This window comes from Rhizobium sp. CB2179, from assembly GCF_057653455.1.
This window is the reverse complement of record NZ_JBYGKR010000004.1, coordinates 57,699-70,246: the sequence shown is the minus strand read 5'-3', so window position 1 is coordinate 70,246 and position 12,548 is coordinate 57,699. Positions and strand designations below refer to the sequence as shown.

Below are 12,548 nucleotides of genomic sequence, written 5' to 3'. Positions count from 1 at the left end.
CCGGACACCCTATTGAATTTGGAGGAGAACCCCATGCCCCTGCCCACACCCAATCTTTATCCGGCTTTCAACATCGTGCGCCTCAGCCATGTCGAGCTTGCCGTGACCGACCTTGCGAAATCGCGCGCCTTCTACGTCGATACTCTCGGCTTGCAGGTGACCGACGAGACGGCAGACACGATCTATCTGCGTGCGCTCGAGGAACGCGGGCATCACTGCATCGTCCTGAAGAAAGAAGCCGCCGCCGAAGCGCGCGATCTCGGCTTCAAGGTGTTCTCCGACGAGGACCTCAATAAGGCGGAGCATTTCTTCAAGGGCAAGGGCCTGCCGGTCGAATGGGTCGAGCGGCCCTACCAGTCGCGCACGTTCCGCACGCGCGATCCGCACGGCATTCCGCTGGAATTTTATTCCAAGATGGATCGCCTGCCGCCGATCCACCAGAAATATGCCCTCTACAGAGGCGTGAAACCGCTCCGCATCGATCACTTCAACTGCTTCTCACCGAATGTCGACGAAAGCGTCGCCTTCTACAATGAGATCGGCTTCCGGGTGACGGAATACACCGCCGACGAGGAGACCGGCAAGCTCTGGGCTGCATGGACGCACCGCAAGGGTGGCGTCCACGACATTGCGTTTACCAATGGTCGCGGCCCGCGGTTGCATCACACCGCGTTCTGGGTTCCGACGCCGCTCAATATCATCGACCTGCTGGATTTGATGGCGACCACCGGTTGGCTGCCCAATATCGAGCGCGGACCGGGCCGGCACGGCATTTCCAATGCCTTCTTCCTCTACATCCGCGATCCCGATGGCCACCGCATCGAGATCTACTGCTCGGATTATCAGACGGTTGATCCCGACCTGGAACCGATCAAATGGGATCTCAAGGATCCGCAGCGCCAGACGCTATGGGGTGCTCCGGCGCCGAAATCCTGGTTCGAGGAAGGAAGCCTGTTTGCTGGCGCCCGTGTGGTAGATTCGATCCTCAAGGCCCAGCCGATCGTCGCGCCCTGACCGGCAGGCAGAATACTCATTTGTTCTGATCGCGGCCAAAGCCGCGCTCAGACGTGTAAATTGGTCCTAGCGGAGCGATCAATGAACGGGACAGATTTTGCCGAATGGTCGCGCAAGGCCGCGGACTGGGGCGTCGCCTACAGGGCATCTCTTCGTGACAGGCCTGTGCGTGCGCAGACCGCCCCCGGTGAGATCGCCGCGCGGTTGCCGATGCAGCCACCGCAAACCGGCGAAGACATGGACGCCATCTTCGCCGATTTCGAAAATATCATCCTGCCAGGGATGACGCATTGGCAACATCCGCGCTTTTTTGCTTATTTTCCTGCCAACGCGGCGCCCGTGTCGGTCGTTGCGGAATATCTTGTGACGGCAATGGCGGCGCAATGCATGCTCTGGCAAACCTCTCCGGCAGCGACCGAGCTCGAGACAAGAGTTCTCGATTGGCTGCGGCAGGCGATCGGACTGCCGGAGGGTTTTGCCGGCGTCATTCAGGACTCTGCCTCCTCTGCCACGCTTTCGGCGGTGCTCGTCATGCGCGAACGCGCCCTCGACTGGAATGGTAACAAGGCGGGCCTTAGCGGAAATCCGCAACTACGCATTTATTCTTCTGATCAGGTGCACACGTCCATAGACCGGGCGATCTGGGTATCCGGCATCGGCGAGAATAATCTCGTGCGTATTCCCGCTCGCGGCGCATTGCGGGGCATGGACTGCGACGCTTTGGAAGCGGCAATCGTAAAGGACACGGAGGCCGGGTATGTGCCGGCCGGCATCATCGCCTGCACGGGCGGCACCAGCACCGGTGCCTGCGACAACATTGCCGATGTGGTGCGGATCGCTCATCGACACGGCCTCTATGTCCATGTCGATGCGGCATGGGCAGGATCGGCGATGATCTGCGAAGAATTCCGCCATTTGTGGGCGGGTGTCGAAGAGGCAGATTCCGTGGTCTTCAACCCGCACAAATGGCTGGGCGCGCAGTTCGATTGTTCGGCCCATTTCATTCGAAATCCAGCCGACCTCGTGCGCACGCTTGCCATTCAGCCGGAATATCTGAAAACCCACGGTCGCGACGGCATCATCAACTATTCGGAATGGACGGTCCCGCTCGGCCGCCGCTTCCGGGCTCTGAAGTTATGGTTTTTACTGCGGTTTCACGGACTGGACGGCCTGAGAACAATGATCCGCAACCACGTGGGTTGGTCTGCAAAACTCTGCAAACGCCTACGTGCTGGCGACAATTTCGAGATCGTCACCGAGCCAGCCTTCTCACTGTTTTCATTTCGTCACCTTGGCGCAAAAGATCTCGACGCCCATAACCTTGCTTTGGTGAACGCGATCAATGACGACGGTCGCATCTATCTGACCCAAACCCGGGTGGACGGTCGGGTAGCGATCCGCTTTCAGGCGGGTCAGTTCGAGATGACGGAAAGTGACGTTGACACCGCCTTTGACGTCATTTCCGAAGTCGCGGCGAGAATGCCGAACGCTGGCTAGACTCAAAAGACAGGACCAACACAATGCTTCTGAAAGACCCTTCGCTATTCCGCCAAGCAGCGCTTGTCGGCGAGATGTGGATCGAGGCGGATCCGAAAAACGCGATCGAGGTGAACAACCCGGCGACCGGTGAGATCATCGGTCTCGTGCCAAAGCTTGGTGCCGCCGAGACCAGGACGGCCATCGAGGCCGCCCGCCTGGCGCAGAAGAGTTGGGCTGCCCGCACCGCGAAGGACCGCTGCGCCGTCCTTCGCAAGTGGTTCGATCTGATGATCGAGAACAAGGAAGACCTCGGCCGCATCCTGACGCTCGAACAGGGCAAGCCGCTGGCCGAGGCGACTGGCGAGATCGTCTATGGCGCAAGCTTCATCGAATGGTTCGCCGAGGAGGGTCGTCGCATCTATGGCGACTTGATCCCCGGCCACCAGCCCGACAAGCGCATCATGGTGATGAAGCAGCCGATCGGCGTCGTCGCGGCGATCACGCCGTGGAACTTCCCGAACGCGATGATCACCCGCAAGGCGGGCCCGGCTTTCGCCGCCGGCTGCGCCCTGGTCTTGAAGCCGGCCTCTCAGACACCGTTTTCGGCGATCGCCATTGCGGTTCTCGCCGAACGCGCCGGCCTGCCAAAGGGCCTTTTCAGCGTCATCACCGGCTCGGCCGCGGCGATCGGCGCCGAAATGACCTCGAACCCGGTCGTGCGCAAGCTGACATTCACCGGCTCCACCGAAATCGGCACCGAGCTTTACAAGCAGAGCGCCCCGACCATCAAGAAACTCGGTCTGGAACTCGGCGGCAATGCGCCGTTTATTGTCTTTGACGATGCCGATCTCGATGCTGCGGTCGAAGGCGCGCTGATTGCCAAATACCGGAACAACGGCCAGACCTGTGTTTGCGCCAACCGCATTTACGTGCAGGACGGCGTCTATGACGCCTTCGCTGCGAAGCTGGTGGCGGCCGTCGGCCGGCTGAAAACCGGCAACGGCTTTGACGAAGGCGTCATCCTCGGACCGCTGATCGACAAGGCGGCCCTTGCCAAGGTCGAGGAGCATATCGCCGATGCCTTGGGCAAGGGTGCGCGTATCCTGCAGGGTGGCAAGCCACATGCGCTTGGCGGCACCTTCTTCGAAGCGACCATCCTGGGCGATGTCACCAAGGACATGGCGGTGGCGCGCGAAGAAACCTTCGGGCCGCTGGCGCCGCTGTTCCGCTTCAAGGACGAGGCCGACGTCATCGAGCAGGCGAACGATACCGAGTTCGGCCTTGCCTCCTACTTCTACGCCAAGGATCTCGCCCGGGTATTTCGCGTGGCCGAGGCACTGGAATACGGCATGGTCGGCGTCAACACCGGGCTGATCTCAACGGCAGAAGCGCCGTTTGGCGGCGTCAAACTGTCGGGTCTCGGCCGCGAGGGCTCGAAATACGGCATCGAGGAATTCACCGAAGTCAAATATGTCTGCCTCGGCGGCATCGGCTGAACTGAACAGGAAGAAAAGCGATGTCGCACCCGAAGTTTGTCAGCTTTACCCGCAACGGCCACAGTGGATACGGCCTTCTTGCGGGAGATGGAATTATTGACCTTTCCGCCCGCCATGGCACGAAGTGGCCGACGCTGCGCGAGGTGATAGCCGACGGCGTGCTGCTGAAGCTCGCTGAGGAAGCGGCGAGCTTGGAGCCCGATTTTCCCGTGTCGGACATCCGTTATGAAATCCCTGTTCCCGGCCCGGAGAAGATCATCTGCGTCGGCGTAAACTTCCCCGACCGCAACGAGGAATACAAGGATGGGCAGGCCGCGCCTTCCAATCCCTCCCTGTTCATCCGCTTCCCGCGCTCGTTTACCGGCCACGATCAGCCGCTGATCCGACCGCCGGAAAGCCCGGAGCTCGACTATGAAGGCGAAATCGTCATCGTCATCGGCAAGGGCGGCCGGCGCATTCCCGAGGCTGAAGCATTGTCCCACATCGCGGCGCTGTCGCTCTGCAATGAAGGCACAATCCGCGACTGGGTCCGCCATGCCAAGTTCAACGTCACCCAGGGCAAGAATTTCGACCGCACCGGCTCGATTGGCCCCTGGCTGATCCCGTTCACGCACGAGGCACAGATCGCCGACATCCGGATCGAAACCCGCGTCAACGGCGAAGTCCGCCAGAGCGACCGCACCAGCCGGATGATCTTTTCCTTCCGCAAGATCATCAACTACATCTCGACCTTCACTACGCTGGTTCCCGGCGATGTGATCGTCACCGGCACGCCAACCGGCGCGGGTGCCCGCTTCGATCCGCCGATCTGGCTGAAGCCCGGCGATGTCGTCGAGGTCGAGGCCGATGGTATCGGCATCTTGCGCAACGCGATCGCTGACGAGGTGTGAGATGCTGACTTCAGATGAGATCAGGCAGGCGGCAGAGCGTCTCGACATCGCCGAGCGGACGCGCGAACAGACGGGGCTTCTGTCGCTCAAATATCCGCATATGACCATGGACGACGCCTATGCCGTGCAGTCGGCCTGGGTCACGAAGAAGATCGCTGCCGGGCGCAAGGTGATCGGGTGGAAAATCGGGCTGACCTCAAAGGCGATGCAATATGCCTTGAACATCGACACGCCGGATTCCGGCGTGCTGTTCGATGACATGCTGTTCGAGGACGGCGCGACGGTCCCTGCCGACCGCTTCATCCAGCCGCGGATCGAGGCTGAGATCGCCTTCATCATGAAGGCTCCGCTGAAAGGCCCCGGCGTCACCGTGTTCGACGTGCTGAACGCCACGGACTATATCACCCCAGCCCTGGAAATCCTCGATACGCGCATCCTCAGGGTCGATCCCGGAACAAAGAAGGCTCGCACCATCGTTGACACGATTTCCGACAATGCGGCCAATGCCGGTATCGTGCTTGGCGGGCGCATGGCGCGACCCGACACTGTCGACATGCGCTGGATGGGAGCAATTGTCAGCCGCAACGCCGAGGTCGAGGAAACCGGTCTTGGTGCCGGAGTGCTCAACCAGCCGGCGCGCGGCGTTGCCTGGCTTGCCAATCGGTTGGCTGAATATGGTGATGGCATCGAGGCGGGCCAGATCGTCCTTGCAGGCTCCTTCATTCGCCCGATCGAAGCACGCCACAACGATACGATCGTTGCCGATTTCGGATCCTACGGCACCGTCAGCAGCTATTTCGCATAGGAGGGATGCCCATGCCGGCGCCAAAAAACACCTTCAAAGCGGCCTTGATGGAGAAGCGTCCGCAGATCGGACTGTGGCTCGCGCTCGCCAATCCCTATACGGCTGAAATACTGGGTGATGCCGGCTATGATTGGCTGTTGATCGACGGCGAGCATGCGCCGAACGATATCCCTCTGATGATGGCGCAATTGCAGGCGCTCAAGGGTTCGCCGAGCCATCCGATCATACGGGCGCCGATCGGCGAGGCCTGGCTCTTAAAGCAGATCCTCGATATCGGCGCGCAAACCGTGTTGGTGCCAATGGTCGAGAGCGGCGATCAGGCGAAGGCGATGGTGCGCGCTGTGCGTTATCCGCCGCATGGTATGCGTGGGGTCGGCGCCGCCCTCGCCCGGGCCTCGGCGTTCAACCGCATTCCCGACTACCTGCAGACGGCCAATGAGGAGATTTGCCTGCTGCTGCAGATCGAAAGTCGCGCCGGACTGGCAGCACTCGATGACATCGCCACCACCAACGGCATCGACGGCGTTTTTATCGGACCAGCCGATCTTGCCGCCGACATGGGCCATCTCGGCAGGCCCGGCGATGTCGAGGTGCAGCAGGCGGTGGAAGCGGCGCTGATCCGTATCCAGGCGCACGGCAAGGCCGCGGGTATCCTGACCGCCGATCAGGCGCTGGCCAAGCGCTACCTGGAACTCGGCGCCAGTTTCGTCGCCATTGGAAACGATGTCAGCCTGCTGGCGAACGGCGCCTCGCGCCTGTTGTCCGATTTTCAAAAGGCAAATGCCGCCGGCACCGGAAGTTCGGACACGGCAAAGGTCTACTAAAGCGCCTCGCAACTTTCAGATTGGCTGACGGCGCTATCCTCTGGATCGGCCCCTGAAGCGCGGCGAGCTGTTCTGCAATCAGCCGCCGTGTCGGGTTGCACACCCCGCTTGATAAAAGGGCGCCAGGGGCGTCGATGCTTTCGATCAGTTTCAACTCGGTACGGCGAGTGGGAAAGGAATGTCTCGGACACAAGAAGTCCTATCCCCGACGGACAGAACATCCGTCATTCGATCCCCTTTAGCGACCAGAAGCTCTTACTTTCTTGGGGGCCGAAATACCGCTTTCCCGCTCAAGCTTTTTGCGAGCGAGTTTACGGACACGCCTGATGCCCTCGGCCTTCTCACGAGCACGTTTTTCGGAGGGCTTTTCAAAACGCTCCCGAAGTCGGGCCTCCCGGAATACGCCCTCGCGCTGCAACTTCTTTTTCAAAAAACGGAGCGCTTGCTCAACGTTGTTGTCACGTACCAGAACCTGCATTCTAAAACTCCTAGGATCGCTAACGCGCCTCATTAGATCCACGCGCGTTGATGATCAAGCCTTGGAAGGCCGATTGCCTAAATTCTCTGTCGTCACTGTTTCATGGGCACGATCGCGAATGGGGCTAGAGGTATGCTCTGCCAGCCATTTAAGGGTCGCAGGTTTCGCAGCTAAAGGATGACTGAAAACCTCCCCAATTGGACTGAGTTGCCCGCGTGAAATCGAACGAGATGATTTACCAGTTTCCTATTTGCGCCCTGTTGATGATCACCACGATTGCTCGAAGGGCAGCCGCGGCATTGCCCAATTTGACCGGATTAGGAGATTATAGCCGGGCCGACCGACCGCGTGGCAGCTTGCCGGTTCGATGAAAACCGCCCTATAACGCGCGATGACGTTTGATTCGAAAATTTTCGTCGGCCTGAGGCCAACGGGCAAAAAATCAGATCTTCCCCCCGAGCCTTCCCAGTCGAAATGCCAGTGGGACGGTTGCGAAAGCGGCGGCACCAATCGTGCGCCCGTTGGGCGAGATGCGGAGGGTTTGTACCTGCTGTTCTGCCCGCAACATGCGAGAGAATACAATAAGGGATATAATTTCGCGAGCAATCTGTCCGATCCGGTGACCGCCCGCTATCAGAATGAGGCAGCAAGCGGCGCCCGTAAGACGTGGGGTACCCGCGTTGATCATGCGACAGAGATGCCGCTTCCTTCGACCGTCCGCTCGGGCACGGCAAAAGCCCTTAATGCACGCAAGAGTGCTGCCCAACATCAAGCAACGAAAGCTGATCTCCAGCGACGTAAGCTCAAGGTATTGGAAGCGAAAGCCTTCGAAACGCTCGGCCTTTCGCAGGGCGCGGCGCCCGAGGAGATCAGGCGCCGCTATAAGCAGATGCTCAAGCTACATCATCCAGACGCCAACCGAGGAGATCGAAACTCGGAAGCTGAGCTCCAAGCGGCAATCGACGCCCATAAAATCCTCAAGTTGAACGGGTTCTGCTAAATCGGAGACACAGTCTCTGCGGGTCAACAGATAAGACGTCGCCGTGGAAAAGCTGTGTAGTGCGCGCCGCACGTCTCAAATCTTGTCTAAAACCCCTAGAGCGGCCGCGGTCCTTCGTATCCTTGACGCGTCGAAATCCGTGTCGTTCTCCAGAGCTGTCACTTCGGCCACAGTCAGACCAGTGGTTTCTGCAACGTCATCCAGCGAATAGCCGCGAGCCGCGCGAGCTTCCGCAAGCAAGCCGCCGACGGACAGAGCAACAGGGGATTTCACAATCTTCGAGGCCATGTTCATGTCGTTAAAGCTCCTTTTGGCGGGCCGAAAAACGTACAAAACAGTTTCATAGTTCCAACGCACTGCCCGGGTCCGGGCGATTTCCGCCGGTTCGCACCGTTCGACGTAGGAGCTGTTACCTACGTGTGAGACGTAGCAGCTAATAGCCGGTCATTTCAAGATATCCGACACCCGACGTGGAGCCTGTGAAGTTGATCGGCCCCTCCCAATAAGGCGTAGAGGTCGCCATCCAGGACTGCTCGTTCAGCGGTTTCGTCGTAATATCAAGTGACTTACTCGGCGCGCGTATGCGCCACTCAACCGGCATCCGGCGCCCATCGACCGTTGCCTTCCGCGTCGGCTCCAGTTGGACGTCGTCTTTCGACAAAAGTGTCGTTCGTCCATCCGCCGATATCCAGTTCGCGGAGATAAACCCGTCCTTGTCATCACGAAGGCGAAAAGCCATCAGCTTGTCGCCGGAATTCAGATGCAGTGAGAACCAATCCCACCCCGTCTGATTGGACGCAAGCGGCTGCGACGACCACTCCCGATCCAGCCAGGCTTTGCCAGTGACCTTAACCGGCGCTCCGGATGTCGTGATCGTTCCCGCCACCTCATAGAAAGGCTGCGAGTAATAGTAGCTCGCCTGCCCGTTCGCCGACTTCACGGAAAAGCCGTTTTCCCCCTGAAGAACGAGCGGGCCGTCGGCCTTGAGGTCTAAGGTGTAGCTGAAGTCCAGCCCGCCCGCAGAGACTGAAAGGTTGCCAAAGGCGTCCGAGCCGGTTCGCTCGCTACCCTCCAACCGCCAGTCGTCTATCCAAGCCCGAAATGGTCTTGCGGCAACGCCTGCCTGCCCGACGCCTCCCCGCCCCAAGCGCTCAGCGACGTACTGATGACCTTGGGTGGTGATCGCCGCGTGCCCAGCCCAGATCTGCGGATCCGCGAAACCTGCCTTGTCTCCCGGAGCCAGCGCAGAGCGAAACAGCGTCCACTGCGCTCCATATTGCCTGCCATCCTCGTCTTTGAGATTGGCAGTCACATACCACCACTCAATGCGATAATCAGGATGAGCGCCATGATCGGTGGGGAAAGAAAGAACAGAACCCCGCTCCGGGATCGCAAAACCTTGCGCATCCGATCCCAATCCGGCGAAGCCTTGCGCGAATGCCTGACCGCTCGCGCAGATCATAGCCGCCGCTATCAGGACAGATGCCGACTTTCTACCGTTCATTGGCGAAAATCCTCAGCAGGTCCGCAGGATTGATCGAGGCCAGACGCCGAACCGGCACCAGCACCGACAGCAATGCAGCAGCAAGAGCAATTGCTCCCAGCCAAAACCAGTCCATTGGAAACACCATCATTGGCAATCGCCAACCAAAAGCCTCCACGTTCACGATCGCAAGCAGGACCCACGCCAGGGTAAGACCGACCGGGATCGCAGCCATAAATGTCGCCAGCCAGAGTGCAAGTGTCCGGGCAACTTCGTAGAGCGCCAGATCCCGTCGCCGTACACCCATTGCCCATACCGGCGCGAGTTGCGGAAGCCGAATACCAGACAGCGTCAGGAGACTTGAGAACATGGCAAACCCTGCCACAGCAAGGGTGAGGACGTTCAACGCGCCGGTCACCTTGAACGTCTGATCGAAGATGGCTCTCGATTGCCGCTTAAGTGAGGCCTGGTCAACGATGGCGGTATCCGGAAGGCCAAACTCCTCGACCAGCCGACGCTTGAGATCTTGGGCTTGCTCGGGAGCAACTCGGACACCGTAGCGAAGTTTCGGGACATCGCGGTAATGATCGACGAGCGTTTTGACCCCGACTATCACTTGCCCATTCGGATTTCCATAGTCCGAGTACACGCCGACCACAGTTGCGCTCCAGCCTCCAGGCATGACCAACGGTTGGCCGATCTTGGCTTTGCCGCGACGCCACATCTGTTCGTTGATCAGAGCACCCTGCCCGGCGGCGATCCTTGCCCAAACGTCGTTTTCGGAAGCGATCAACGGCCACTGCTCCCGGTAGGTCGAATCGTCCGCAACGCCAAAGATCTGGGTCTGTTCGCCAAGCACCTCGGCGTCGACGCTCCAGATGGGCAAGACCGCCCTTGAGCGTGGTGGAAGCCAGACGCGGAGACGCGCAGCTTCCTCCTCATCCTTGGCAGTGACGTAAAGCTCGGCGGCCAGGCGTTGATCCAGCCATCCGATGAAAGTCAGCCGGAAGCTCGATACCATCGTGCCGACACCGATGTTTGCCGACAATGCCAGCAGCAGAGCCATCAAAGCCAGCGACAAGCCGGGAAGCTGTATGCGGGTGTCGGCCCAGAACCATTCCATGAGGGCGGTTCGTGCCAAATGCTGCGCTTTGGTCAGGATGACCGCAAGAAGTCCAGGTAGCACCAGAGCTGTTCCAAGAAGCAGGCAGCCAAGTGTCGCAAAACCCGCCACCAGCCCGGACGCAGCTATCGCCAGGATAGCAGCCAAGATCAGCAGAACTCCGCCCGTTCCCGCTTGAAAGGCAAGCGATCTGGCCGACTCTCTTGCCCATGCTCGCGGCTGGGCGGCAGCTAAAATCGGCAGCTTCCAAACCCGCCACAGGCTCTGGGCAGACGAGACAGCGGTTCCTCCGAGAGCAATCGCCAGTCCAGCCAACCACCACTCCGGCCGAATGGATAGCGAGCCTGACACATTGGCACCGTAGAGGCCCCTGAGGGTCGCGGCGACACCCGGCATCAGGAGCCATGCTATGACGTAGCCGAGCATGACGCCGATCAAGCCCGATATCAGCGCCAGCATCGAAAGCTCGATCAAGAGCACCGTGATCAATGCTCGAAGCGAGACACCAAGAGATCTAAGTGTACGAAAAGTGCCTCGACGCTGTTCGAAGGTCAGGCCCGTGGCCGAATACACGATGAAGAGCCCGACGATGAACGAAAGGAAGCCGAAAGCCGTAAAGTTGAGGTGGAAGCTGTCTGTGAGGCGAGCGACGTCTGGTTGTTCACCGGGTTCGCGGATCGTCAATCCCGCCTGATCGATTGCTTCCGCGGTGATCCTTTGATCGGCCGCGACCACCAGGCGGTCGATCTTCCCGTGCTTGTCGAGCAACCTGTCGGCGACCGATATGTCGACGAAGGCAGCACCGTCGGGAACTTTGCCATCGATTTTGACGCTCATGTCGGTACTGCCACGGAGCCGCTCGGCAGTCGCGCTCGACACAAGCAACTGTCCACTGGCTGAAAAGAAGCCGGATAGGTCTAGACTGCTGGCGACGGTCTGGTTCCGGGTGTCCCTTGGCATCGTCAGAGGTTCGATACCAACCAATCTTATTCTTGTGCTTCCGAAGCGGTAGTTGCCCTCGATCACGGGCGAAACATTCAGACCCGCTCGACGCAGGCTGCCATAGACCTCGCTCGCTATGCCGTCACCGTCCTTGGCGACGATCTCCCGGAGGTTGCCTTGCTCCAGAACCGAAGCCGCCCGCGCATAGCTCGCCCTCGCCTCGGCGTTGATAGCCTGAACGCCGGACCAGAGAGCCGTCGCCAGCGCAATCCCCATGACCAGCGTCAGAAGCTGGAGAGGTCTCCGACGCCAGTGTGACAGCAGGGCTGCGAATGCGACGAAGTTCATTCTGCAATCTTCCCACCGCGAAGGACCACTGTTCGGTCCAGACGCGCTGCAAGCCTCGTGGAGTGGGTGACGAGAAGCAGAGCCGATCCCACCGTCCGGGCCAGGTTGAGCATCAGATCGAGGACGGCATCGCCTGTTTGCTCATCCAGGTTGCCCGTTGGCTCGTCCGCAAGGACGAGAGGAGGTCGAGCAGCCAAGGTTCGCCCGATTGCAACGCGCTGCTGTTGGCCTCCGGAAAGTTGCTCGGGATATCGGGCGGTGTATTCTTCCAACCCCAATTCCTCGATCAACTGCCTTTCCCAAGCGTGATCGTACCGGTTTGCAAGCTTGGCGTGGAACGAGATGTTGGCTGCGACGCTCAGTGATGGGATGAGGTTAAACTGTTGAAAAACGAGGCCGACCTTCGTTCTCCTGTATCGGGCCCGTTCGCTTTCAGCAAATAGCCCCAGATCGCTGCCATCCATCACGACCGAGCCGCTGTCTGCACGGTCGAGCCCGCCTGCCAGATGCAGCAATGTGCTTTTGCCACTGCCAGACTCTCCGGTTAGAGCAACACTTTCGCCCGCAGCGACTTCCAGATCGACGCCCTTCAGGATTTCAATCGGGCTCTCCGCAGTGGAATAGGATTTTCTAACGCCTGCGAGGGTGAGGATCATCTCGGTCTTC

The 12,548-nt window shown here is 59.7% G+C and carries 12 protein-coding genes; 7 read left to right on the top strand and 5 right to left on the bottom strand.

The genetic code is table 11. The features are described 5' to 3' along the window. The first annotated feature begins 33 nt into the window (after positions 1–33). The 6 genes from hpaD to hpaI all read left to right on the top strand — a co-directional run bounded on the left by hpaD (position 34) and on the right by hpaI (position 6,508). Complete coding sequence (hpaD, locus tag AC244Q_RS31975; RefSeq protein WP_113546793.1) at positions 34–1,014, top strand: 3,4-dihydroxyphenylacetate 2,3-dioxygenase; 981 nt, start codon at positions 34–36, stop codon at positions 1,012–1,014. A gap of 81 nt (positions 1,015–1,095) precedes the next feature. Further along, positions 1,096–2,511, top strand: a complete 1,416-nt coding sequence (locus tag AC244Q_RS31970) for a pyridoxal phosphate-dependent decarboxylase family protein (protein ID WP_113546792.1) — start codon at positions 1,096–1,098, stop codon at positions 2,509–2,511. 23 nt (positions 2,512–2,534) lie between these two features. After that, the gene (gene gabD / locus AC244Q_RS31965; protein ID WP_113546791.1) at positions 2,535–3,989 is read left to right on the top strand and encodes an NADP-dependent succinate-semialdehyde dehydrogenase; all 1,455 of its coding nucleotides are present in this window, start codon (positions 2,535–2,537) and stop codon (positions 3,987–3,989) included. A 20-nt stretch (positions 3,990–4,009) separates the two neighbouring features. Beyond that, positions 4,010–4,879 (top strand): fumarylacetoacetate hydrolase family protein, encoded by an 870-nt coding sequence (locus AC244Q_RS31960; protein ID WP_128406075.1) that lies wholly within the window; start codon positions 4,010–4,012, stop codon positions 4,877–4,879. 1 nt (position 4,880) lies between these two features. Then, on the top strand, positions 4,881–5,684 hold the full coding sequence (hpaH, locus tag AC244Q_RS31955) for a 2-oxo-hept-4-ene-1,7-dioate hydratase (RefSeq protein WP_003554880.1): 804 nt from the start codon (positions 4,881–4,883) through the stop codon (positions 5,682–5,684). An 11-nt stretch (positions 5,685–5,695) separates the two neighbouring features. Beyond that, positions 5,696–6,508, top strand: coding sequence for a 4-hydroxy-2-oxoheptanedioate aldolase (gene hpaI / locus AC244Q_RS31950; RefSeq protein WP_128406076.1), 813 nt, complete (start codon positions 5,696–5,698; stop codon positions 6,506–6,508). Positions 6,509–6,746: 238 nt separating this feature from the next. Here hpaI and rpsU read toward each other — a convergent pair whose 3' ends face one another. Beyond that, on the bottom strand, positions 6,747–6,986 hold the full coding sequence (gene rpsU, locus AC244Q_RS31945) for a 30S ribosomal protein S21 (protein WP_113546788.1): 240 nt from the start codon (positions 6,984–6,986) through the stop codon (positions 6,747–6,749). A gap of 391 nt (positions 6,987–7,377) precedes the next feature. Between rpsU and AC244Q_RS31940 the strand changes: the two genes are divergently transcribed. Continuing rightward, on the top strand, positions 7,378–7,986 hold the full coding sequence (locus AC244Q_RS31940; protein WP_128406077.1) for a J domain-containing protein: 609 nt from the start codon (positions 7,378–7,380) through the stop codon (positions 7,984–7,986). A gap of 75 nt (positions 7,987–8,061) precedes the next feature. On the opposite strand, the gene AC244Q_RS31935 is transcribed toward AC244Q_RS31940, so the two are convergent. The 4 genes from AC244Q_RS31935 to AC244Q_RS31920 all read right to left on the bottom strand — a co-directional run bounded on the left by AC244Q_RS31935 (position 8,062) and on the right by AC244Q_RS31920 (position 12,538). After that, on the bottom strand, positions 8,062–8,280 hold the full coding sequence (locus AC244Q_RS31935; protein ID WP_113548380.1) for a helix-turn-helix domain-containing protein: 219 nt from the start codon (positions 8,278–8,280) through the stop codon (positions 8,062–8,064). A gap of 139 nt (positions 8,281–8,419) precedes the next feature. Then, a complete protein-coding gene (locus AC244Q_RS31930; RefSeq protein ID WP_128406078.1) occupies positions 8,420–9,490 on the bottom strand; it encodes a lipocalin-like domain-containing protein in 1,071 nt (356 codons plus the stop codon). Beyond that, on the bottom strand, positions 9,480–11,882 hold the full coding sequence (locus AC244Q_RS31925; RefSeq protein WP_128406079.1) for an ABC transporter permease: 2,403 nt from the start codon (positions 11,880–11,882) through the stop codon (positions 9,480–9,482). The genes AC244Q_RS31930 and AC244Q_RS31925 overlap by 11 nt, the downstream gene beginning before the upstream one ends. Further along, complete coding sequence (locus AC244Q_RS31920; RefSeq protein ID WP_026157679.1) at positions 11,879–12,538, bottom strand: ABC transporter ATP-binding protein; 660 nt, start codon at positions 12,536–12,538, stop codon at positions 11,879–11,881. The genes AC244Q_RS31925 and AC244Q_RS31920 overlap by 4 nt, the downstream gene beginning before the upstream one ends. Positions 12,539–12,548 lie beyond the last annotated feature (10 nt).